The sequence below is a fragment of the Marinifaba aquimaris genome (genome assembly GCF_013328345.1).
Lineage (GTDB): Bacteria > Pseudomonadota > Gammaproteobacteria > Enterobacterales > Alteromonadaceae > Marinifaba > Marinifaba aquimaris.
Window position 1 is genome coordinate 52,510 of the sequence record NZ_JABULX010000003.1, and the last position, 23,140, is coordinate 75,649.

Below are 23,140 nucleotides of genomic sequence, written 5' to 3' on the forward strand. Positions count from 1 at the left end.
TGAGCAGTTTGACCGTCGGCTATTTAAAACACAGGTTAGCCCAGCGTGCTAAGCCTGAAGTTACTGAACCAAAGAAGTCACCACTGACAATAGGTACATTTGGCAAACACTTTTCCACCATAGCGCGAATCAGAGGTGAGCGAGCTGAACCGCCTGTGATGTAGACTGCATCTGGGGTGATATTGGCTTGTTTAACGGCTTCTAACACCAAGTTTTCAATTTTGGCCAACGGAGTTGCAATCGCAGTGGCTAAGTCATCTACATGGGTTTCAATTCGAATAATTTCATTTAATAAATCGAGCTCGGTTTGATAAGAAGCTTGTTGAGCTAGTGCAATTTTACTTTGTTCAGCATGTTGAACTAGGCCATAACCTAAAGTGTTTTGATGCAAATTTAATAAACGCTTTAACTTTGCTGGTTCTTGCGCATCTTTGATAAGCTCTTTAATTGCCCTTTGTGTGTCTTGCGAGTAAAACTTGCGCTGAGCTTCGACATCATTAATAGCAATTGGATCCCAAAAGAACATCGTCGGCATAGGACGGTTTTTGTCATTCAAACTGTCTTTACCAAACTCGGGCATAAATTGTTTAAATGTCAGTGCAATATCTAGGTCATTACCTCCGACGCGCTGGCCAGTGTGAGCAAGCATTGAAGCGGCGCGCTCTGCTTTGTTCAACCAACTGGGTCCCATTTGGATAACTGAACAATCAGTTGTACCACCACCTATATCGACGACCAATACGTTTTTATCTGCAGTGAGACTGGCTTCATAGTCTAAGCCAGCTGCGACAGGTTCAAACTGAAACTCAATATTTTTAAAGCCCGCTCGTGTTGCTGCTTGTCTTAAAATAGTTTCAGCTTGCTGGTTCGACTCTTCTCCGCCTCGACTATTAAAGTTAATCGGTCGGCCGATAACCGTGTCGGTCACGTCTTGGCTCAGTGATGTTTCAACCTTGTGCTTGATATTGCGCATCATGGCACAGACTAAGTCTTCGAAAATCGCCAATTGCATCTCTTTTAAACCCAAAATTCCCAAGAAAGATTTAGGCGATTTGATGTAATAGGTTTCACTTGGGTCATCTAAATAAAGCGCAGTAGCCTCTTTACCAAATGCTAAATCGCCTTTGTCGACGTCATAACCTTCTAATCGGTTGTAATTGATAGCCCCGCGAAGCAGTGCCTCACCGTGTTGATTAGATGGTTGAATTTGATAATGGCGGTATAAGTATTCCGAAACGGTTTCTCTATTTGGAGCGGATAGGGTAGATGCGAGATAAAATTCTTCACCATTTAATGCAATGGGTTTGACCTTGTCTTGCTGCATAATTGCGACTGAACAATTGGCGGTACCAAAATCAAAACCTAACGACATCAAAAACACCCTCTAAGCTGAAATAAAAAACTGGGCGGCGGATTCTACGTGACCTAGCTCAGACTACAAGAGAAATTTTACCGCCGATAAGTTTACATTTTTTGCTTTTTTTTCGGCTAGTAAATATACCTAAAAGCTATACACCAAGATGAAAAATAATTAGTTTCCTGCAAACCCTTTACAAAGGAGCCTTGCTCAATGATTAAAAAAATTGCTTTTGTCTCTTCTGCATTAGCATTGGCTGTTTCACTTGCTGCTTGTCAGCAAAGTTCTGAACAACCAAGTTCCGCAAAAATTGTTAATGAATCTCAAGCATTTAGCTATCCAGCAACCCAAAAAGGTGATGTTGTTGATACTTATTTTGGTCAACAAATTGCTGATCCGTACCGTTGGTTAGAAGATGACCGCAGTGCTGAGACTGGTGCATGGGTAGTGGCTCAAAATGAAGTGACGAACAATTATTTATCGCAAGTGCCTTATCGCGAGCAAATCAAATCGCGCTTAGCTGAGTTAATGAATTACGAAAAAGTCAGTGCGCCATTTGTTGAAGGTCAATATACCTATTTCTATAAAAACGATGGTTTACAAAACCAGTACGTTTTATACCGTTTAAAAGCCGATGGTACGGAAGAGGTTTTCCTCGACCCCAATACTTTTAGTGCTGACGGAACGACGTCAATGTCTGGCTTAACGTTTTCAAAAGATGGCACATTAGCGGCTTATCAAACGTCAAAAGGCGGTAGTGACTGGCGTCATATCCACATCATTGATGTTGAAACTAAACAAGCAATCGAAGCGCCATTAAAAGATGTTAAGTTCTCAAGCATTGCTTGGTTAGGTAATAAAGGCTTTTTCTACTCGAGTTATGACAAGCCTAAAGGCAGTGAATTATCGGCAAAGACAGATCAACACAAACTGTATTACCACCAACTCGGTACAGCGCAGCACAGCGATAAATTAGTATTTGGCGGCACAGCTGAGCAAAAACATCGCTATATCAATTCAAGTGTGACTGATGATGAAAAATACCTACTTATTTATGGTGCGATTTCTACATCAGGTAATCGTTTATTTGTTAAAGATTTAGCAAATGAAACGATCAAAACGGTTCTTGCTGAACCTAATGCCGATACGCAATTTATCACCAGTGTGGGCAATAAAGTTTATTTGCAGACTAACCTTGATGCGCCTAACAGAAAGCTAGTGAGTTTTGATGCTAACACCCCAGAGCTAGCGAACTGGACTACCGTGATCGCAGAAACTGAAAATGTACTCAGTGCGTCGGCAGGTGCAGGCTCTATCTTTGCTGCTTATATGCAAGATGCGGTTTCTAAAGTGAAGCAATACGATTACCAAGGTCAGTTTATTCGCGATATTGGCTTACCCGGTGTAGGTACTGCTCGTGGTTTTAAAGCAAAGAAATCAGCAGATTCTGTTTATTTTAGTTTTACTAACTACAAAACACCGACGTCAATTTATCACTTAGATGTGAACACAGGTAAAGTCGACTTACATCAAAAACCTAAAACGGCCTTTGATAGCGATTTATACGAGTCAAAGCAAGTGTTCTACACATCAAAAGACGGTACTAAAGTACCGATGATCTTAACGTACAAAAAAGGCATTGAACTCAATGGTCAAACACCAACCATTCTTTACGGTTATGGTGGTTTTGATATTAGTTTAACACCTCGTTTCAGCGGTACAGTAGCGGGTTGGTTAGACCTTGGCGGTATTTGGGCTGTTGCTAATTTACGCGGTGGCGGTGAGTACGGTAAAGCTTGGCATAAAGCCGGTACACAAATGCAAAAGCAAAATGTATTTGATGACTTTATTGCCGCAGCTGACTATTTAGTTGATAACAAGTACACGTCAAAAGAGTACTTGGCTATTCACGGTCGTTCTAATGGTGGTCTGTTGGTTGGTGCTGTGATGACACAACGCCCTGAACTATTCCAAGTGGCATTACCAGGTGTCGGGGTACTCGATATGCTGCGTTACCACACTTTCACCGCAGGTGCTGGTTGGGCGTATGACTATGGTACGGCAGAGCAAAGTGAAGCCATGTTTAACTACTTGTTAGATTACTCTCCGGTTCACAATGTTGAGGAAGGAATCGCTTACCCTGCAACATTAGTGTTAACGGCAGATCACGATGATCGCGTTGTACCCGCTCACTCATTTAAGTTTGCGGCCGAGTTACAAGCTAAGCAAGAAGGCATTGCACCAACGATGATCCGTATCGACGTTAATGCGGGCCATGGTGCGGGCACACCAACATCTAAGATCATTGATTTATGGTCAGATATGTATGGTTTTACGCTTTACAATATGGGTGTTAAAGCACTGTAAATCGTAATTGTTAATGTGAAAAAGCCCCGTGTGTTTGGGGCTTTTTCTCTATAAAGTTAATGATTATTTAATCCAATACATCATGTCTGTTGTAGCTATCTGAATTTCTATTTTATTTTCATGATACCTAGTTTTTAAATTATGCGGGTATATCTGACCTACCAAATCAGGACTATCCCAAATCGGAGAGCCATCAGAGGCTCGTTTTTGAAGTTTGAATCGGTTAAATACGTCTCTGTCATTGTAATTTGTGTGGTCACTTAAAATCAAAAATAACGATTGATTTTTGTTACTACTAGGGTCTGGTTCAATATCTACAATTGTTTTTTCAGTATTAACCGTCTTTATTTCATTTAAGGCTCCCTGAACAACATCATAGATAGTGTAAGTCGTTACTGCTCCAATACCAGGTTCCCACTTCTCAACACATACAAGTTCTGAAGTATCATCTTCGTCATAGTTAAATACCTCAAGAAGCGAACATTTTTTGTTGAAAAAAGTTTCGTCACTAATAGATGTTCCATTTAGCGAAATCGTATGTATTTTATCTTCTGTCGCAACAAAAATTGTATTTTTACCATTTACTTCCATGATGACAAAGTCATGAATACCATTATTATAATCCCTCTCAATTAAAATGGTTTGTGACATGACATCGACTACTTTAAGCTTATTATTCTTTGAATAGCTATTTGTTTTTTCTGTTACTGAATATATGGCATCCATATACTCATCGTTATTGATAAAAGCTGATTTAATCACTCCAACCTTTACCTCTGAATTGTAACTCTCAGGAATTTCCCAGTGAGTACTACTGTTGTTTAATTGCACTGCAGAAAAAGACTCAGCTTTACTCGGTACAAAAAGGTCGCCAAAACCGTCATTGTTAAAATCATTCGCTACAGCTATTTTACTGTCTCTAGAAATATCAGTAAAAGAAGGAGAGATGTTTATCTCTCTTGTGTCAGTTAAACCCACCACACGACTGGCTATTACATTAGATTCATAGCTATAGGTTTCAGGTACAAGAAAAATGGCCTGTTCTTCATTACCATCCATGCTTGCCCAACCTGAAGCAATGAAATTGTCTAAACCTAATTGTGAGCTATATTTCATATTTGCACCATCTATAGCTAAATCGACAACATAAATCCTATTATCATGATTTGTTACATTTGTTACCCAATGAAGTTCATCTATACCGTCATTATCGGAATCGCCTGTAGTTAAGAAATGTGGTCTAGGACCCACACCTTGAAGCTCCCAATTTTCTGTAATCGTGTTATCCATGAGTTCGTAAGCTTTTAATGAATAACCCTCATGAATGATCAGTTCAACAGCAGCATCACTATCAAGGTTTAATGCGCAGTAACTATTTGGGTTACTGTCTATTGAAGCAATGGCTTCCTTATTGGCTATTGAATAAATGGTAAACCCACTTTGCCAGTTAGCACCTGCGACTTCATCTATACCATCACCATTAAAATCTCCAGTAATGATAAAAGATTCACCGAAACCTTCCTCTCTAAGCCATTGATTCTCAGCAGTGCTAGTATCGTAAATATAACCATTGTTGGTTATTAATTCGATGTTGGCGTCATCATCAACATTTCCAAAAGCAATGCTATTGGTATCACCAACATATGCACTAAATAAAACGTCAAAGTTGTTATTCAGGTCAATTATGAATACTGACTGGTCATTAAGTGTATTACCTTTGAGATAAGCAATTTCTTCTACACCATCGTGATTGATATCAACCATAGTTGCAGCATGTGTAATTACTTCTTCCTCGTTTACTATTACAGATGCCAGATTGGTTAAACCATCAATTAAGGTAATACCATTACTTGTTACTACAATAATCTCACTTGCATCATCGTTATCAATATTTGAAGAAAGGACTTGGTTTATTTGTCCTGTTTCTGTCAGCTTAAATGGGTAAGACCATGTTTGTTGATAAGTATCCCCGTTGTTTTCCAGAATAAAAACAGTACGTAGGCCGTCAGTTAAGAGCAACTCTTGCTGACCATCACCATTAAAATCGGCAGTAGCTATTGAGTTATTGGCTTTAAGTGTTTTTATTCCGGTTTTTGTGAGTGGAAAGTGAGTATTGGTAGTAACTTTTATCTCTAAAACCAGAGTTTCACTTTGTACTTCGTCTTGCTCATTATTTGAAATTTCATTAGAAGCATTAAATGTAAAGTAATAAGTTTGCTCTGGTAACAGTTGTGATTCAGGGGTTAACCATGTAACTAAACCCTGCTCATCAATTGTGGCCCCTTCGGGGGCTGAAACTAATGTAGCTGCAACACCTATGTCATTGATATTATCCGGATCAATAGTAGCAACAGTAAACTGAACTAACTGATTTGTACTAACTTCATTAGGCCTATTTTGGTCGCTTAATGTTGGAGGTGAATCCAATATATCAATAGTTAGCTTAGGGCTTTCTACTGTATTGATACCGTCTGATATCAGAACACTAACGGAGAGTTTGTCGCCAAATTTAGCGATAAAAGCAGGTAGAGTATCTTCATTTTGATGAGGAATGACTTGATCATTTAAATACCATTGATAACTCACAACCAACTCGTTTTTACGATTGTCCGGATCACTATATTGGCCAGGGAATACAGTAATGGGGTTTGTTGTATAGTTATTTGTATATTGCAAAAAGGGCCTTGCGGCAGATGGTGGTCTGGACATTTCGTCGATTGAGACTAGATTTTTATTAGCGATCGAGCCATGCATCAACTCATATTCATCGGTAATAAATGTACCTCTGTCATATTGGCCATCTCCATTGTTATCTTCATAGTAACGAGGTTGTGTATCATTAAAGTCCACAAATACTGAATTTTCACCATTAAAATTAACAGTGCCATTTTCAAATACTGTAACATCACTTAAGTAAGATCGGGCACTTCCCTCTGCTTTTAAAGAGAATGTACCTAAACCACTCACAAATATATCACCAGTAGAAGTTAACGTTGATAAGTCTGTATTAGGCTGGTTTAGTACTTCGATGGCGGTATTTAAAAATAACTCTCCATCGTTAATTGTTAAGAGGGAATAGTTATGTTTTTTGGTGAAGAAATGCCCTTCATCGAAGCCGTTTTGCAATTCATAATAGCCTGAAAGTTCAATGGTTTTCCCTTTCTCATCTTGCCAGCTGAGGTTGTTTGAGAAATATTTAGTATGGTGATTATCTATATCATAAGGGTAGATGCTGATCGCTAACTCACCATCTAAATCCTGAAAATTATATTCAGAGCATTTGTTAAAATTAACATAAATACTTCCTGAACCATCTTCGTTTAATTGACCAGTATAAGAACGCGTTCCTGATGAGGTACATTCAGATAATAAATTCACATTACCTTTTAGATCTTTTAGATCTCGGAGCGGCTCCTCCAAGTAATTAGGCAATATAGTAGAAAAGATAGCATTATAAGCCTCTTGAGCGGATGTTAAGCCCAATTTAGCTTCACCTACTGCTTCGAATTTCGAGTAAAGATCATCAACTAATGCTATTGAAGCCTGCTTTAGTTCATCTTCACTATAATCTTGTGGGTTTTTTATCATTTCTGCGAGCAATTCGCGGGTTGAGGGGGAAGTATTTTGTTGCGGAGTGCTGTTATTTGATGAGTTTCCTCCTCCGCCTCCACAAGCAGTTAAACCTAATAAAAAAATATAAATTAAAATACCTTTTAGATGAGCTTGCATAGCCATTCCATTCTTCATTTCAAACTAATAGTTTGGTGATTGTAACTATTTGTTTCTATATGTACTAGCCAATTAACTAAGTAAAGCTTTCGATTAAAACCAAGAAATTTAGCTTAATAATATATTGGTGATTAGTTTTTGGCGCATTACCAGTATTAGTAATTAGAAAAGATATATGTGATGAAAGCCATCTGTTTAGTTCAGGAAAAAGTTAAAAAACGACGATAGGCGAAGTATTGATTCCTGAAAATTTTTGTTTATCTCATTGAGACTTATTGGGTAATTCGGCTAATACTCGTTTTTCTAAGTTAGATGCCATTTTGTGCCATGACGCCTTAAGTTAAGCTAATTCTTAACCAGAACACGGGTTCTACCCCGTGTTTTTTCTCATTGATTAAAGGAATAGCTAATGGCAGTTCTTGGCCTCTATCAAGGCAAGAAAGCTCAAAAGTATGGTCTGACAACCGCGATAGATAAATCACTGATTGAACAGCCTATTTACCTCTCTTATTCGGGCTTTGCTGATGATGAGTGTGCTGACACTCGACATCACGGTGGCGCTGAGCGCGCACTTCATCAATATCCCTCTGAACACTACACCTATTGGCAGCAAACCTATGGTGGTAATTTATGGCAAGTGTCGGGCATGGGCGAAAACATCTCAAGCCAAGGTATGTTAGAAAGTGATGTTTTTATTGGTGATAGGTATCAATTTGGCCAAGCCGTTATTGAAGTTAGCCAACCGAGATCGCCTTGTTTTAAGTTGAATAAACGCTGGCAAGTAGATGGTTTAGCCTTAGCGATGCAACAAAATCACAAAACGGGCTGGCTTTACCGGGTTATCGAACCGGGATTGGTTGAACCAGATCAGCAGCTTGAATTAATAGAGCGTCCCAAGCAGGCCATGTCTGTGCAACAAACCAGCCACGCTTTTTTTTCAACACCTTTAGAACAGGCTGCATTAGAAGCCTTGCTTGCTCAAAGTCGGCTGTCGGTAAGTTGGCGTGAAAAAGTCGATAAGCGATTAAGTGCAGGCATCGTCGAGAATTGGCAAATCAGATTATTTGGATTTCACAACAAAGGTTAAATAATGACTGCAACCTCATTAATACAAGAAATTGATACTCCAACACAGGCTAGAGTGTTTGAATTGACGGATGATGCTTACTTTAAAGATAGCTTTCAGTGCCAGATTGATTATCAGGGAGAATCGGCATTTGATTTATACAAGGTAATGGTCGAAACCATGCCTAGTTGGGTCAATAAATTGATGGCGTTGAGAAATAAAATCGTCAAACAACTCGGGCTTAAAAACTTAGGTCAAATGGCAGATTTTGATGTCAGCAAACCCGAATCTGAATATCAAGTTGGCGATGCACTGGGAATATTTAGAATTTATAGCATTAGCCGAGACGAATTAATTGTCGAAGATAAAGATAAGCACCTTAATGTTCGATTGTCTTTTTATGTTGAACCAGAACGCGAAGCTAACAAGGCTAAGTTAATTGCAACGTCTGTGGTCCATATTCACAATAATTTAGGCCGGGTCTACATGACCTTTGTCGGCCCAGTTCACAAAAGAATTGTTCCGACGTCGATGAAAAAAATAGTGAAATATCAACAGCAAAAATACAGCTAACAGTGATGGCAGATGGCACAGCTCTAAAAAGTACGGAGGTTTTAGCGGATTATTTCCAGCAAAACCTACTGGTGATCCCACAAGCGTTAAACGCCTTATCCGATATCAAGCTGGTAGCGAAAAATGAAGGCTGCGCCATCTATTACAAAGATTTAGCTCGGGATTTAACCAATGTAGAGTTTTCCACTAATCAGTTGTGTTTGGTGTTTATTGAACAAGGGCAGGAGTCTTTAACAACGGCTGATAATCAAACCTTGTCCCTCAATTGTGGTGATGCCATTTTATTGGCTCGGGGCCAGCATTTACACTCTGATTTTGTCCGTTATAGCAAAGACCTAAAAGCTTGGTTGGTCTTCTTCGGTGCTGATTTGATTGAACAGCATTTAGCCTCTATCGAAGATACAAAGCTAAATGCTCAGCAAGCATCCACTCATCATTCATATTTATCATTGCGCAACAGCGCCTTAATCAACACTTTTTTTACCCAAGTTAAGCAATATCAAATGCAGGATGTTGAACTGAGTAGCCTACTTAAACATAAATTATTCGAGTTACTGCATTTAATTGAGCATGTTGGTTGTGACTCTGCTTTGCACAATTTACTCAATAGCCATGCATATTCAGCATCGGGTAAACGCAACTTAAAACGTTTATTACAGCAAGATACCTTAGTGCAATTATCGGTCGCTGATTTGGCGAAACTATCAGGGCGAAGCTTATCGGGTTTTAATCGCGACTTTAAAGCTATTTATCAGCAAACACCTAAGCGTTGGTTATTAACTCGAAGATTGTGTTATGCCAAAAAACAGTTACTGCGCGGCGAAGCGTCAGTGACGGATATTGCAATAGACGTTGGCTATGGCAATGTCTCTCACTTTATCAAAGCCTATAAAGCGCATTTTGGTGTGACACCAAAACAACAAATGTTAAATGAGTGAACGAAAAACGGTATTTTTGTTGGTATTGAGCAGTTGTCAGTTTTTTCTCTCCCTATGCTAGAGCTAGACATTCAATAAGGAAAGAAAAATGACTGTCAGTGTAACGTTAACTTGTGAATTAGCCACAGAATCTTTAGATGCCTTGCAACACTTTTTAGCTGCTAACCTTTCAAATGTTCGTGGGTTTGAAGGGGGCCAGCGAGTCAGTATTTTATTTGATCAGAACAATCAAAATATGTTGATTGATGAAGACTGGCAAAGTGTCAGTGCCCACAAAAGCTACATGCAGTTTATTGAGCAAAACGGAGTGTTAGCTGAACTAGCCAGTTTCTTTAAACGTCCGCCAACAATTAACTATTATTTTCCAACCAATTTATAGCTGGCAAGAATAAGTGAGCATTTGCTCACTTATTAATTAATGGTTTTCATTTTTGCGCAGCTCAGATGGCGTGCACAGGTAGTGCTTTTTAAAGGTTCGAGAAAAGTAACTTAAATCATCAAAACCACAATCGAATGCAATCGTGGTTAAATGTTTGTCGGTGTGAGTAATAAGTTGTTCGGCTTTTTCTAATCGCTTAGCGGTAATGTACTTATTGGGGCTCGTACCATAGGTTTGTTTGAATTTACGGGTAAAAGTTGAAACACTGGCGCCACACAAAAAAGCTAACTCTTCTAGATTAATATTGGTATACAGGTGCGTTTGTACCACTTCTTGTAGTTTGTGTTCACGACTTGTAAATAGCTGACCGAGTAACTGTGTGATGACTCCTTGTCGATCGGTCAATAAGATGAGCTCGATTAATTCTTTGATTTTAAGACGCGCCAGTTGCTCGTTGATGGTGTCTGGTGTTTTTAAATAGAGATTCAAACTTTGCGCAAAACTGGGCATCAGGTCATTTGCCGCTAGTTTTTCTGCCGATTGGGTTTGTATTGGTGTTGTAGTGGTAAATGCATTGGGAATATCGTGTGAGTACAAGCATTGCAAAAGATCACGGGTTAATAAAAAACCGACAAACTCGACAGGTGTTTGCTCATCATGCCATTGATTAACAAAATTATCTGCCTTCATGACGACGGTATCACCGGCCGATAAATGCAGAACTTTGTTAGCACAAATTAGGGTTGAACGGCCACTTAGCACATGGACAACACGAGCTTAATTAACTAGGGTATCTTGGTAGCGCAATGGCGGATAAAACAGGCGACGTCCCATAGCAGGCTGGCCGTTGATTTTGATGATGTTGGATTGTGTGTTTTGCATGGGGCTTGTATGACTGCAAGCTAAATGAGAATAATAAGATTACTCTATCGTTAATTGGACAAATAAAAAAGCGAGCTTGGTGTGGCTCGCTTTTTACTTCATAAGGAAAGTGCAATGAACTATTGTGTGTTCGTTATTTAAACCGGTTCAGAATCATCTACTAAGCTGTCGATGCACGCTTTGATAACAGGTTTTGTTGCCTTTTTTACTTCAGCTGCAGAGCTAAACTCCCCTAGGCTCACTTCATTGCTGTCATCCGTATCCATGGCATCAAATTTCTCTGTTGCGTGATTGGTTAATGCCGCTGTGATCTCTTCAATGCTCAATTCCGTGCTGTCATCAGTATCAATAGCGTCGAATTTATCTTCTGGTGAAGCAAATTTACTGCTATCAGGTACTTGGATATTGGTATCACCCGTGGCGTCTTTTTCTGCTTGTACACAAGCAACAATATCAGCAGCGTAGCTCGATAGGTCTGTTTGAGCACGACGCGACGCCAAGTACTCATTTAAACTTAATGAACCATTCTCATCACTATCTAATTTTTCCAAGCGGCTTTGTGCTTTAGTCGCTACATTTACCGTTAACTCATCTAAAGTTAAGCTCTCTGATAGGTTTGTGTCTAAGCGTTCAAAGTAAGCGGTTGGATCTTGTGAGCCGCGTTTTTTATGGCCTTTAGCTTGAGCGACTGTGCTGACAGCTAATGCAGACATGGCTGCGCCTAAAACCAGACATTGAGTTACTTTGTTAATACGAGTGTTTTTCATGGGATTTCCTGTTTAGTGTTGTGAGTGTCAATAATTACAACGCGACAAGATCTCAATGGTTGACAAAATAAATTAAAAAAAACTTATTATTTTTTATCTTATTGATATTTAATGATTTTATAATTTATTCCAAAAGTACTTTTGGCTTTTGGGGCTAAAAAACAAAATTTTTTATGTATCTTGTCAACCTCTGGTGCGATCAAACGTTATGGATAGTAGAAACGATGGAAACAGTAAGGACTAGGTCTTTAGTTGCAGTTAAATACCAGCAGGCTCGATCAACAAGGTTGTGATCAAGTAATGAGCCTGAACCCAACATCACTGAACGGATTTTTGATAAGTGTTGAGAAAAAAGCTTATCAGATGGCGGTGATCGCTTGTCGCAATGAAGCTGAGGCATTAGATATAGTGCAAGATGCCATGCTAAAGTTTGCAGTTAAATACAGCGAAAAGCCAAGTGATGAATGGAAACCTCTGTTTTATCGCATCGTACAAAATTTGATTATGGATTGGCATCGCAGACAAAAAGTCAGACGAATTATCACTTTTTGGAAAGACGATGACGAACAAGCTGAACCTTGGTTAAGCGATGAAAAAGCCGAACCCGAACAAGAAAAAATACGTGAGCAGATGACTCAGCAAAGTTTGCTAGTATTACAAACCTTGCCTGTAAAGCAGCAACAGTGTTTTTTATTGCGCGCTTGGGAAGGCTTGTCAGTCAAAGAAACGGCGCAAATTATGAATTGTTCAGAAGGCTCAGTAAAAACGCATTTTTCTCGAGCCAGCGGTAAATTAAAGCAAATGATGGAGACCAATGATGACTGAACAAAAAAGTCGGCATGAAGCGGTCGTTTGCCAACAGCTAGATCAAGCCGTAGAGCAGCTGCCTGATTCGACCAACAATGCTTTGTTACAAGCCCGACTAAAAGCAATCTCTGCGGCAACAAATGCATCACCTGCGACAACTAGCTACCGGAAAGTTGTGTGGGCGAGCTGTTTCAGTATTTGTACTGTTTTGGGTGTCAGCCTTTTTAGTTTACATTCTACTCAGGTGGAGCCTATTCCATTAGCGTTACTGCAAGCAGAAACAGTACCCACTGAAGATTTGGCATTATTGGAAGATTACGAGTTAATGGCTTGGTTAGCACAGAATGAAGTTGAGCTTTAAACCTATTATTTATTTGCTCTCGATTGTCAGTTCGGGGGCAATCGCCACGGATAAAAAAGAACAGCAGGCCATATCGGCAGATTTTTTATTTTACCTGGCTGAGATGAGTGAAGTTGACGGTGAGTTAATCAGTCCAGTGGACTTATTAGTTGAAGAAAACGAAACAGTTAGCAATAAGAAGTCGATAGAAATGAAAGCGAAAGCGATGGAAATACAAGAGTTAACAACACAAGTGGAGGAGGGTAATAGTGAAAATTAATCAATTGTTTGTCTTACTACTTTGTTTGTTTAGTTACGCTAGCTGTGCTCAGTCTGCTTGGCAAAATTTATCGACCGAGCAACAAAAAGTGCTGAAAAATGTACAAAGCCAATGGGGCGATTTTAATTCAGAGCAACAACAAAAGTTAATTAAAGGAGCTGATCGCTGGCTGAAAATGGATGATCAGCAAAGAGGGGATATTAGCCGTAAATTCGAAAAATGGCAGTCTTTACCAGCAGATAAAAAGTCTCAGCTCAACAAGCAGTATAAGCGTTTTAAGTCTCTACCTAAGTCTGAACAGCAATCACTCAGAGAGACACATAAGAAATTTAAGTCGATGTCTAAAGACAAACAAAAAGCATTGCGCGATAAATTTCAACGTGCCCAACAGCAAAAGAAACAACAAAAACAAAAACAAAAACAAAAACGCCCTAAACGCCAGCGCTAATTACATAGCGCTGGGGCTTATCTAGAAGTTATAACCGACACCAAAGCTCCAAGCATTACTGTCATTATCTGTGGCAAAATCACGGTTATAACTGGCATCAAGGCTCCAGTTATCACCCAATAAACAAATTAAATACAGGTTTATATTGCCATAACTCTCGCTGGCAAACTGGCTTGAAAGCGCTAAGCGATTTTGATTGGAACCTTGGCGATTATTTGCTCTGCCAGCATTCCTATTATGGCGATTTTGATTATTAGGTCGATTGTAGTTACGGCTTTGGCGTGTATCCGCCGTTTCGTCAACCAGCTCATGCCAGCTAATTTCACTACCAGCAATCAAGGCAAATGGGTTGCTTAGCTCGATAAAGCGCGATAAATCGGCGCTGGCTGAAACAAAGGTATTATCTGCATCTTCTGCTATTAATTCTGCAGGCCTATCACGTGTTTTGATGCGTTTGAAATAATCCCATTCGTTGCGTTGTAGGTTTAGAGACGATGAGAAGTACCACAGGTCATAAGCTTTGCCCCAAGCTGCTTGAATGGCATAGCTTGGTGATTCAGTTGTCTCTCGATACGGCGTCACATTATCTTGGCTGTCATACACTTTGACTTCATCTTCCCACTGAGTGTAAAAGGCCGTAAATGACCAGTCTTGATAGTAATAACTCACACTTGTGCCAAATGCAGTGACATCTAAATCGGCTGTTAATCGGCGGCTAATAACTTCATCTTGTTGCCATTTGGCGTAATCAATGGACCAAGACCAATTATTAGAGAGATCTAAATTTAATTGCGCACTTAAACCATCGGGTTCAAACATCACGTCTTGTTGACGAAAATTAATGGTTTGTTCGACTTTTGACGTGCTTAGATAAACGCTATGTGCCCAAGTGCTGGTGTAGAAAAATATGCTTAAAACCAGCGATAAATTTGTTAAGTGTTTGATAATCATTTAAATAACAAGCCGAAAAAAGGATATGTTTAGCGACACTCTAGCACAGACATACGGAATAAATGTGCAATAAGCGCGTAAATCTAATTGAGATAAAGCTGATATTAGTTCAAGTCAGCTTACATTAAGCTACATTGGCTAAACATAAACCAACAATAAACCACCAAATCACCAACAATGTGGCGAGCGTTAGCTACTTATACTGATAAGACTGAGTAACGAATCAATAGAGGTAAATGATGAGACGCTCACCTTTTCAGCCAACAAGCTTGGCTTATTTAGTCGTATTGACCAGCTTTTATTTAACTGCTTGTGGCGGTGGTGGTTCAGGTGCTAGTGATACCAATTCAGTTGCTGTACCTGTTGATGTTGTAACCGAAACGATTGCAGCAGAGGAGCCAACCAATACTGATGTTGAAACACCGTCGTCAGAACAAATACTGACAGAAACAGAAACAGAAACAGAAACAGAAACAGAAACAGAAACAGAAACAGAAACAGAAACAGAAACAGAAACAGAAACAGAAACAGAAACAGAAACAGAAGTCGTTGTACTCCAACCTGATACGGATAATTCGTTTTGGGGGACACAATCAGCCAGTGTTAAGTTTTTTAATCAAGCAACCTTTGGCAGCCAAAAAAAGGATGTAAAAGCACTAAGTGCTGAAGCGGCTGCTGATTGGTTTGAGCAGCAAGTCGCAATTAAACCGCATTACTTAATGCCCATTGTCGCCAGTTACACCCGAGCATCAGATTTTGAGTTGCCCAGTGATCTCTATATTAACTCGACCTCTTTTGGCTTTTGGAAAAATGCCATTACGGCACCTGATCAGCTAAGACAGCGTCTTGCCTTTGCGCTGTCTCAAATTTTGGTAGTGTCGACAAACTCAGGTGATGAATTGGCAGAACATGCTGAAGCTGTAGCCAGTTACCAAGATATTTTATTGCGCCATGCTTTTGGCAATTATCGCGATTTACTCGAAGAGGTGACCTACTCACCTGCAATGGCTTTTTACTTAACCTACTTGGGTAACATCAAAGGGGATGATGCCAGTGGTCGTAAACCTGATGAAAATTACGCGCGTGAATTAATGCAATTGTTCACCATTGGCGTTGAAGCGCTCAATATCGATGGTTCTGTAAAACGCGATGAGCAAGGTCAAATAATTGAAACTTATAACAATACCGACATTGAAGGCTTGGCACGCGTTTTTACCGGCTTAAATCTCGATGAAGATGCACATGAAGAGTCAGTTGCCGCAGCATACAGCACGCCACTTTGGATTTTTGAGCAAGACCACTCCGACAAAGAAAAATCATTTTTAGGGCAAACGATCGCACCGGGTACGCCAGCAAAAGAATCGATAAGACAAGCGCTTGATATCATCTTTGCTCATCCGAATGTGGCGCCCTTTATCGCCAAGCAATTGATACAGCGTTTAGTGACGAGTAACCCTTCTGCTGATTACATTGAACGAGTGGCTACGGCTTTTAACTTGGGTGTTTATACGTTACCCAACGACGCGAAAGTAGGCCAAGGTAAAAGAGGTGATTTAACGGCGACAGCTGCCGCCATTTTATTTGATAGTGAAGCGCGTAATGCCCATGGAGCCAGTGCAGGAAAAATAAGAGAGCCTATTGTGCGCTTTACACACTGGGCAAGAGCCTTTGACGTGGACAATATTCACCCTGAATATATTTTTAAATTGTGGGATACCAGCTCAGCAACGGATTTGAGTCAACACCCCTATCGCGCTGCAAGTGTATTTAACTTCTATCGTCCAGGTTACAAAGCGCCTAATTCGGTAACGGGTCAAGCCGGCTTAGTGGCGCCTGAATTACAAATCACCAATGCGACCTCCATACCAGGCTATATCAACTTTATGAGCTTTTTTATATTTGGCGAACAACAACAAGTTGATTTAGATGAGCTTGCAGAAATTTATGAAGATGAAGGCATACCACTTGATGCTGAAGATGCGCCCCAAGCCTTTATTGCGCGTTACCAAACCGAGTTGGCCTTGGCTGATGATGAATTCGCCTTAGTTGAGCATTTAGATCAGTTGTTAATGGGCGGCGGTTTAACTGCGAATCAAAAAGTCGAGTTGGCTGGCAATTTAGCCGAGATAGAAAGTACCGAGCAAAGAGTCAAAGTCGCCATTTTAATGTTCATGACTTCGCCTGCTTATTTGGTCCAATTGTAGAGGAGTATCACTATGAATAGACGTCATTTTATCAAGTTATCTTCGGCTTCTTTGTTAGCAAGCTCGTTTGGAAATATGCTCGCTCACAGCGCAGATGCTGATGATTACAAGGCGCTGGTTTGTGTATTTTTATACGGCGGCATGGATAATCACGATACGATTATTCCATACGATCAAGCGAGTTATCAGCGCTGGGCTCAAATTCGAGAGTCCTTATTAAGCCGGTTTCAAACGCCAAGAACCAACAGCAATTTATTGGCATTAAATACGCCTAGTCGTTTTGCTCAAAGGCGCTTTGCATTACCACCAGAGATGACGGGGCTTCATCAGCTCTATCAACAAGGCAATATGGCCGTAGTGGGTAATGTCGGACCTTTGTTAACACCAACAACACAGAGTCAAATTGATAATGATGCTGTTAATTTACCCGCTCGGTTATTCTCCCATAACGATCAACAATCGACGTGGATGTCTGGGAGTACTGAGGGCGCGCAATTCGGTTGGGCAGGTCAGATACACGATGCACTGATTACTGATGGCTTAAGTAGTGAAAATGCATTTTCAGCAGTGACAATGTCAGGAGGGGAGCTGATGATAACAGGCCAGCGAACATCTCCTTATCACTTAATTGGTGGTCAAGCTTTGGACGTTAGCATACTTGAAGCGAGCAGCAGTCAATTGAGTAACCGTTTGTTCAATCACTTCCGTGCAACAGGGGAAAATTATCAAAATTTATTGCAACAAGATTTAGTCAATAAACAGCGTTCAGCCTTTGATGCAAACGCCTTGTTTCAACAATCAGTCATTAATGATGAACAGACCCAGACAGGTTTCCCTGAATCGAGTTTAGGTGAGCAGCTTAAAAGCGTGCATAAAGTGATCAAAGCAAAATCACAACTAGGCGCTAACCGACAAATCTTCGTGGTGACATTGGGCGGCTTTGATACCCATTCAGACCAAGCCAGAGAATTACCACAATTGCAAAGTGAACTAGATGGTGGGTTAACTGCGTTTTATCAGGCTTTAGTAGCTGATGGGTTATCAGAACAGGTGACGACATTTACCGCGTCTGACTTTGGACGAACCCTAGCAATTAATGGCGATGGCACTGATCACGGTTGGGCAGGGCATCACTTTGTTATGGGCGGCGCCGTTAACGGTGGCAATATTTATGGCGATATTCCTATTGCTGATTTTGGCCATGAACTAGATGCAGGGAGTGGGCGATTAATTCCCACTACATCGATTGAGCAATATGCCGCTAATTTTGCTAGCTGGATGGGGTTAAGTGAAAGTCGGATTAACCAACTTTTCCCTACGCTGAATACATTTGGCCCTAGGGTTAATTTTATGCGTTAGTGGATAACAGGCGCAAACTTAAGCCTGCTTGGAGTGCAGGCTTAATGGCGCTGGAAAAAACCTTCCGCTGCCAGCTTTTGATAAGTCTTTTCTAAGTACAAGTACAAAGGTTCATCGACTGATTTTTTACTGAGGGCAAAATAAATATTGGTCTCGTGGATCACCAAGGGGTTGATAAAGACACCTTCGTAACGTGAACCTTGTTCAGGCCCTAAAGTTAAATTTCGCTTGGCTTCTAAATAACCTGAGATACGCCCTGTTCTTAATAATTTTAGCTTTTTATCATTGTCCGTAACCCGCAAAAAGAAGTGTTGATATATAGGGTTATTGATTAACTTATCCATTTCCTCGCCATAAAATGCGCCGCGTTGTATGGCAATAGGGCGGTCTAGTTTGACTAGGTCTTGAATCGTATTGAGTACTAAAGCTTCGTTACTGGCAAAGACAATGACTTCACGGCTAATCGGGCCAATAAAGTGGAAACTGCGTTCGCGTCTAGGTGTTTTGGTGACATTCATCATGACATCTATTTCGCCTTTTACCAGCATGTCGAGCGAGCGTATCCAAGGGATCTCAATAATGTCGTAGTCGCATTTGGCACGACGCAAGAAAGTATTGATCATCTCATAATCAACGCCTTGCCAGAGCTGCTCATCGTGTTTAACTGATTGTGGCTGAAAGTGCTCAAGGCGAACTTTTAGCTGACAACTGTATGCAACAGCAGGGAGTAATAAACAAATTAATAAAACTAAATTACGCATACAGTGGGTGCCGAAAATGGCAGATACCTTTAAGTTTAGAAGATTATTCACGACAACTTAACAGAATAACTGTTAGACCTTTTCAGGTTTATAATTCTAATTAACGGTTAGTTATAGGGTTTGAATAATGGATTTTTGATTAATATACATTTTTTAAGATTTACAATGTAAGTTTGTGTTTTTTAGATTTTTTTTTAGTTTTGTTTTTGGCGTTTAACTAAGAGGTTAAAGTTGGTTTAATGTAAATAAATAGGCCATTTTATACCTTAGGTAATAAATGGCCTGTTTAATACGTATTTTAGTACAAGCGCTAGCTATTTAATGTAAGCTCGCGGTAACTCTGATTCTGCCATGTAGCGATCGCGTAACTTATCGATACGACTTTCTGTGCTATGCGCTTGGCCTTGAATCCACAGTTGCTCTACTTTGGTACTGAGTTCAAATGGGTCCGCGCTCCAAAGTACTAAATCAGCTTGTTGGCCCACTGCAATAGTACCTAGTTCAGATAAACCAAATACTTGTGCTGGGTTTTTGGTTACCGCAGCTAACGCTGATTGGTAATCCATGCCATGCGCAACAGCAATACCTGCTTGGTGACGAAGTTCATACCCCATGTGGGTATCACCGCTTGTCATCAAGACAACTTGCACGCCGGCTTTGGCGAGTTTTCCTGGGTTTGAAAGAGACGTATGAAGCGAGTCAAAGCCCTCTGGTAGGTTCGCATCGGCGTTTACAATCACAGGCACTTTTGCGGCAACAATTTGCTCTGTGACTAAAATGGCATCATCAGCACTGGCTAAGATTAGATCTAAGTTAAATTGCTGCTTGAGTTTTAGTAACGCAAGAATATCTGTTGCGCGATCAACATAGGCAATCAGTTTTTGCTCGCCTTTTACTAAGCGTTGTAAGATTAACTCATCGCGCTTTGGCTCTTTTTTATCTTTGGCTTGGTCTTTTTTCGCTTTAGCCAATGCCTTATTGGCGTCGGTTAATTTTTCCGTTAACTTTTGCAGGCTCATCGCGCGTGAGCCTTTACTTTCAGCACCTAATTCAACTAAAACACCTAAGCGCGTTTCTACTAGGCTATCAAATTGCCCCGATGTGTCTGCTGCAAAAAGTAAACCTTTAAACATGTCTTTACCGCCATGAGGCATAGTAACATTGCTGGTAATACCGCCTTTGCGCATTAATGGGATCAAGCTACTTTTCGGATTAAAAGCCGTGCTGGGATCAAATGTGATTGTCGCATCGTCGTCATGGGCATCTTGTGAGCGCTTAACCGCACTGACTTCAACTAAGCCAAGTGTATTTAATGAATTGATAAAACCAGGTGTTAATACTTTACCTTGAGCATCAAGTGTAGAGTCGGCTGAAATGGAAGTTGGGTTAATAGCACTAATTTTACCGTCTTCGATAATAATAGTGGCGTTGTCTAAAACACCTTGTGCTGTTTGTGTGTGCACTTTTGCATTGGTAATAGCTAAGCTTGCGGCATTCGCAAAACCTGCACTTGCTAGGCCAAGGGCAATTAAAGAAGCTTTAAATAATTTCATGATCTTGTACCTTAATGCTTATTGCTGACCTAAAAGAAAATCACTTTTCGCTTGGTATTTTTCATCGAAGCGATCGTAAACTTTTGCACCATCAACAAAGACTTGTTCTGCGTGTGCATAAACGCTAAATGGGTTTTGATTCCAAATAACGATATCGGCTTTTTTACCTACTTGTAATGAGCCTGTTGTTTGTTCAATACCAAGAGATTTAGCGGCGTTGAAAGTGATCCAACTAATGGCATCTGCTTCGGTTAAGTCAAAACCGTTTTGATTAGCGTTGTATAACACTTTTCCGGCTTCTTGGTTTAAGCGTTGAATGGTTTTGTCCGAATCGGAATGGACAATAGCACATGAGTTTTCAAACGAGTCGACAATGGCAACATTCTCAAACACCATGTCGTAAGCTTCCATTTTAAAGCCCCACCAATCTGGCCACATCGCAGCACAGTTTGCATTTTCAGCGAGTAAGTCGCCAATTTTGTAGGCCTCTACAGCGTGGTGGAATGTACCTGCGTGATAACCAAATTCTTTACCTAGGTCGATCATCATTGCCATTTCTTCTGCTTTGTAGCAGTGGTTGTGGATCAAGATCTCGCCATCTAGCACACCGCGCAGGGTATCTAACTCAATATCGCGTGCTGGGGCCTCTGGGTTTTTACCGGCTGCATAATCGCGATCGTACTTTTCCCAGGCGCGTTTGTATTCAACCGCTTCGCTCCAAGCCATGCGATAGCCAGCCATGTTACCCATACGGGTACCCGGAGCTTGCTTTTGTGAACCGTAAACGCGTTTCGGGTTTTCACCACAAGCCATCTTTAAGCCGTAAGGTGCAGCGGGGAACTTCATGCCTTGCATGGTATGACTTGGAACATTCTTTAACGTTACACTGCGGCCACCAAATAAGTTGGCTGAACCGGGTAAGATTTGCAGAGTAGTGACACCACCTGCACGTGCGGTTTCAAAACCTGGATCTTGTGGCCAAACACTGTGCTCAGCCCATACTTCAGAGGTATTCGGGCTGGTCATTTCATTACCATCAGCATGTGATTCAACAGATGGACTAGGGTACACACCTAAGTGAGAGTGAACGTCAATCAACCCAGGCGTGATCCATTTGTCCGTTCCGTCAACAATCGTTGCATCAGGTGCATTTAAATTACTGCCAAGCGCGATAATTTTACCGTCTTTAAATACCACATCTGCGTTGTCTAATCGCTCGCCGGTACCTGTTAATACCGTTGCGCCTTTAATAATGATGTTTTGTTGTGGTAAAGCTTGGTAAGTGCTCGGGTATGGGTCTTTGTTAAACTCCACTTTTGGGTCTTGGACGCCAGATTGGTTACAGCCAACAAGCGCTACACCTATCAAAGATGCGTGCAGGGTTTTAGCCATTTTTTGCATAATAAAATGTCCTAATTGTCGTGGATGTTTGCACTGGGTATCAAAATTATGGCTGATACTGAGCAAAACACCGCTTATAGGTAAAAATGGCGCTCAAATTAGTATGAAAGTACGGGTAGGACAAGTGACAACAAGGAACTGCTACCTTTGGAGATGTAGACTCTGCTTTACATCACCAAAGGCGCGCACGTATTGGTTATTAGGGTTTTAATTCGATAAGTTGGTAATTGCTAACTTGGCTAGATAGGCTTTGGTCGATGTCAAAAAACAAACCATAGCTGCCCTTTACCTTACTGGTCGCATTTTGTTTAACAATGGGACCACCTTGCCAAGCCGGTGCGTAATTGATCTTCACTTCGAAATGTTCAACCGTAGAGAAAAACGACGGTGAGAAAGGCGCTTTCGCGTGGACTTCAATCGCCACTAGTTGCTCTGAGGTTTTATCGATATGCATTTGTACTTGCAGGTTTTTTGACATGCTATCGTGTAATGGCACTTGCTTGTCATCATCAAATTCGTTGCTTTCCAAATCAATTTGCAATGCATTTTTTAATTCAAATAACCAGCGGTTGTCTTGCTCACCTAGATAAATCACATCAAACGGACCTTCGTGTTTACCGTCGATAATAAATTCTGACGCAAAGTTTAAATCGACATTGAATTCATCGTCTTCTCGGTCTGTTTTCCATTGACCTATGATGCGTCTGTCCTCAATTAAGTTTGGAATAAAGGTTTTAATTTGTTGAAAACCTTGGACGTCTTTTTGTGTCTCAGTGTATTGAATTGCCTGATTGGCATCGAGTAAGGTTTGGTATCGCGCGGTGGCATCTGACATTGCGTGTTGCAGTGCTTTTAGTGCTTTGACGTGTTCACCGCTTTCAGCATGGGCTGATAGAGAAATAATACTAAGAAGAATAATCGAAAGAATCGTTTGGAATCGATAAAGCATAATTCAATCTTTCCGTGTATAGATGATTT

General features: G+C 40.6%; 20 protein-coding genes. 11 read left to right on the forward strand and 9 right to left on the reverse strand.

The window, feature by feature from the left end; translation table 11 throughout:
* Positions 1–19 precede the first annotated feature (19 nt).
* On the reverse strand, positions 20–1,372 hold the full coding sequence (yegD, locus tag HR060_RS02830; RefSeq protein ID WP_174198758.1) for a molecular chaperone: 1,353 nt from the start codon (positions 1,370–1,372) through the stop codon (positions 20–22).
* Positions 1,373–1,570: 198 nt separating this feature from the next.
* On the opposite strand from yegD, the gene HR060_RS02835 reads away from it, so the two are divergent.
* Complete coding sequence (locus HR060_RS02835; protein WP_174198759.1) at positions 1,571–3,724, forward strand: prolyl oligopeptidase family serine peptidase; 2,154 nt, start codon at positions 1,571–1,573, stop codon at positions 3,722–3,724.
* A 63-nt stretch (positions 3,725–3,787) separates the two neighbouring features.
* On the opposite strand, the gene HR060_RS02840 is transcribed toward HR060_RS02835, so the two are convergent.
* The gene (locus tag HR060_RS02840; protein WP_174198760.1) at positions 3,788–7,459 is read right to left on the reverse strand and encodes a hypothetical protein; all 3,672 of its coding nucleotides are present in this window, start codon (positions 7,457–7,459) and stop codon (positions 3,788–3,790) included.
* 403 nt (positions 7,460–7,862) lie between these two features.
* Here HR060_RS02840 and HR060_RS02845 point away from each other — a divergent pair, with 403 nt between their 5' ends.
* The 4 genes from HR060_RS02845 (at position 7,863) to HR060_RS02860 (ending at position 10,409) form a co-directional block, all read left to right on the forward strand.
* Positions 7,863–8,540 carry an MOSC domain-containing protein gene (locus tag HR060_RS02845; RefSeq protein ID WP_174198761.1) on the forward strand — a complete coding sequence of 226 codons (678 nt, stop codon included), beginning with the start codon at positions 7,863–7,865 and terminating at the stop codon, positions 8,538–8,540.
* 3 nt (positions 8,541–8,543) lie between these two features.
* Entirely contained in the window at positions 8,544–9,092 is a 549-nt protein-coding gene (locus tag HR060_RS02850) for a DUF2867 domain-containing protein (RefSeq protein ID WP_174198762.1), read from the forward strand.
* A gap of 5 nt (positions 9,093–9,097) precedes the next feature.
* A complete protein-coding gene (locus HR060_RS02855; protein WP_174198763.1) occupies positions 9,098–10,030 on the forward strand; it encodes a helix-turn-helix transcriptional regulator in 933 nt (310 codons plus the stop codon).
* A gap of 88 nt (positions 10,031–10,118) precedes the next feature.
* Positions 10,119–10,409 carry an antibiotic biosynthesis monooxygenase gene (locus tag HR060_RS02860; RefSeq protein ID WP_174198764.1) on the forward strand — a complete coding sequence of 97 codons (291 nt, stop codon included), beginning with the start codon at positions 10,119–10,121 and terminating at the stop codon, positions 10,407–10,409.
* Between the two features lie 36 nt (positions 10,410–10,445).
* On the opposite strand, the gene HR060_RS02865 is transcribed toward HR060_RS02860, so the two are convergent.
* Complete coding sequence (locus HR060_RS02865; RefSeq protein ID WP_425487444.1) at positions 10,446–11,171, reverse strand: helix-turn-helix transcriptional regulator; 726 nt, start codon at positions 11,169–11,171, stop codon at positions 10,446–10,448.
* A gap of 257 nt (positions 11,172–11,428) precedes the next feature.
* Positions 11,429–12,058 (reverse strand): EF-hand domain-containing protein, encoded by a 630-nt coding sequence (locus HR060_RS02870; protein WP_174198766.1) that lies wholly within the window; start codon positions 12,056–12,058, stop codon positions 11,429–11,431.
* A 252-nt stretch (positions 12,059–12,310) separates the two neighbouring features.
* On the opposite strand from HR060_RS02870, the gene HR060_RS02875 reads away from it, so the two are divergent.
* Genes HR060_RS02875 through HR060_RS02890 form a run of 4 tightly spaced genes read left to right on the forward strand, consistent with a single transcriptional unit; the run spans position 12,311 to position 13,933 of the window.
* Positions 12,311–12,883, forward strand: coding sequence for an RNA polymerase sigma factor (locus HR060_RS02875; protein ID WP_217434856.1), 573 nt, complete (start codon positions 12,311–12,313; stop codon positions 12,881–12,883).
* Positions 12,873–13,226: a hypothetical protein gene (locus HR060_RS02880; protein WP_174198767.1), complete on the forward strand. Its 354-nt coding sequence runs from the start codon at positions 12,873–12,875 to the stop codon at positions 13,224–13,226. Before HR060_RS02875 ends, HR060_RS02880 begins: the two co-directional genes overlap by 11 nt.
* Positions 13,210–13,485, forward strand: a complete 276-nt coding sequence (locus HR060_RS02885; protein ID WP_174198768.1) for a hypothetical protein — start codon at positions 13,210–13,212, stop codon at positions 13,483–13,485. The genes HR060_RS02880 and HR060_RS02885 overlap by 17 nt, the downstream gene beginning before the upstream one ends.
* The gene (locus HR060_RS02890; RefSeq protein ID WP_174198769.1) at positions 13,475–13,933 is read left to right on the forward strand and encodes a DUF3106 domain-containing protein; all 459 of its coding nucleotides are present in this window, start codon (positions 13,475–13,477) and stop codon (positions 13,931–13,933) included. Before HR060_RS02885 ends, HR060_RS02890 begins: the two co-directional genes overlap by 11 nt.
* 21 nt (positions 13,934–13,954) lie before the next feature.
* Here the strand turns inward: HR060_RS02890 and HR060_RS02895 are convergent, their stop codons facing one another.
* Entirely contained in the window at positions 13,955–14,884 is a 930-nt protein-coding gene (locus tag HR060_RS02895) for a hypothetical protein (protein ID WP_174198770.1), read from the reverse strand.
* A 236-nt stretch (positions 14,885–15,120) separates the two neighbouring features.
* Between HR060_RS02895 and HR060_RS02900 the strand changes: the two genes are divergently transcribed.
* Entirely contained in the window at positions 15,121–17,088 is a 1,968-nt protein-coding gene (locus tag HR060_RS02900) for a DUF1800 domain-containing protein (RefSeq protein ID WP_246283064.1), read from the forward strand.
* A gap of 12 nt (positions 17,089–17,100) precedes the next feature.
* Positions 17,101–18,447 (forward strand): DUF1501 domain-containing protein, encoded by a 1,347-nt coding sequence (locus HR060_RS02905; RefSeq protein ID WP_174198771.1) that lies wholly within the window; start codon positions 17,101–17,103, stop codon positions 18,445–18,447.
* A gap of 41 nt (positions 18,448–18,488) precedes the next feature.
* Here the strand turns inward: HR060_RS02905 and HR060_RS02910 are convergent, their stop codons facing one another.
* The 4 genes from HR060_RS02910 to HR060_RS02925 all read right to left on the reverse strand — a co-directional run bounded on the left by HR060_RS02910 (position 18,489) and on the right by HR060_RS02925 (position 23,111).
* Positions 18,489–19,208: a substrate-binding periplasmic protein gene (locus HR060_RS02910; protein ID WP_174198772.1), complete on the reverse strand. Its 720-nt coding sequence runs from the start codon at positions 19,206–19,208 to the stop codon at positions 18,489–18,491.
* A gap of 314 nt (positions 19,209–19,522) precedes the next feature.
* Entirely contained in the window at positions 19,523–20,761 is a 1,239-nt protein-coding gene (locus HR060_RS02915) for an amidohydrolase family protein (RefSeq protein ID WP_174198773.1), read from the reverse strand.
* A gap of 18 nt (positions 20,762–20,779) precedes the next feature.
* Positions 20,780–22,162, reverse strand: coding sequence for an amidohydrolase (locus tag HR060_RS02920; RefSeq protein WP_174198774.1), 1,383 nt, complete (start codon positions 22,160–22,162; stop codon positions 20,780–20,782).
* A 199-nt stretch (positions 22,163–22,361) separates the two neighbouring features.
* Complete coding sequence (locus tag HR060_RS02925; protein WP_174198775.1) at positions 22,362–23,111, reverse strand: hypothetical protein; 750 nt, start codon at positions 23,109–23,111, stop codon at positions 22,362–22,364.
* Positions 23,112–23,140: the final 29 nt, after the last annotated feature.

Coding starts and splice junctions, on each gene's coding strand:
- yegD (WP_174198758.1), bottom strand. CDS start 1,372: ATGTCGTTAGGTTTTGATTTTGGTACCGCCAATTGTTCAGTCGCAATT.
- HR060_RS02835 (WP_174198759.1), top strand. CDS start 1,571: ATGATTAAAAAAATTGCTTTTGTCTCTTCTGCATTAGCATTGGCTGTT.
- HR060_RS02840 (WP_174198760.1), bottom strand. CDS start 7,459: ATGGCTATGCAAGCTCATCTAAAAGGTATTTTAATTTATATTTTTTTA.
- HR060_RS02845 (WP_174198761.1), top strand. CDS start 7,863: ATGGCAGTTCTTGGCCTCTATCAAGGCAAGAAAGCTCAAAAGTATGGT.
- HR060_RS02850 (WP_174198762.1), top strand. CDS start 8,544: ATGACTGCAACCTCATTAATACAAGAAATTGATACTCCAACACAGGCT.
- HR060_RS02855 (WP_174198763.1), top strand. CDS start 9,098: ATGGCAGATGGCACAGCTCTAAAAAGTACGGAGGTTTTAGCGGATTAT.
- HR060_RS02860 (WP_174198764.1), top strand. CDS start 10,119: ATGACTGTCAGTGTAACGTTAACTTGTGAATTAGCCACAGAATCTTTA.
- HR060_RS02870 (WP_174198766.1), bottom strand. CDS start 12,058: ATGAAAAACACTCGTATTAACAAAGTAACTCAATGTCTGGTTTTAGGC.
- HR060_RS02880 (WP_174198767.1), top strand. CDS start 12,873: ATGATGACTGAACAAAAAAGTCGGCATGAAGCGGTCGTTTGCCAACAG.
- HR060_RS02885 (WP_174198768.1), top strand. CDS start 13,210: ATGAAGTTGAGCTTTAAACCTATTATTTATTTGCTCTCGATTGTCAGT.
- HR060_RS02895 (WP_174198770.1), bottom strand. CDS start 14,884: ATGATTATCAAACACTTAACAAATTTATCGCTGGTTTTAAGCATATTT.
- HR060_RS02900 (WP_246283064.1), top strand. CDS start 15,121: ATGATGAGACGCTCACCTTTTCAGCCAACAAGCTTGGCTTATTTAGTC.
- HR060_RS02905 (WP_174198771.1), top strand. CDS start 17,101: ATGAATAGACGTCATTTTATCAAGTTATCTTCGGCTTCTTTGTTAGCA.
- HR060_RS02910 (WP_174198772.1), bottom strand. CDS start 19,208: ATGCGTAATTTAGTTTTATTAATTTGTTTATTACTCCCTGCTGTTGCA.
- HR060_RS02915 (WP_174198773.1), bottom strand. CDS start 20,761: ATGAAATTATTTAAAGCTTCTTTAATTGCCCTTGGCCTAGCAAGTGCA.
- HR060_RS02920 (WP_174198774.1), bottom strand. CDS start 22,162: ATGCAAAAAATGGCTAAAACCCTGCACGCATCTTTGATAGGTGTAGCG.
- HR060_RS02925 (WP_174198775.1), bottom strand. CDS start 23,111: ATGCTTTATCGATTCCAAACGATTCTTTCGATTATTCTTCTTAGTATT.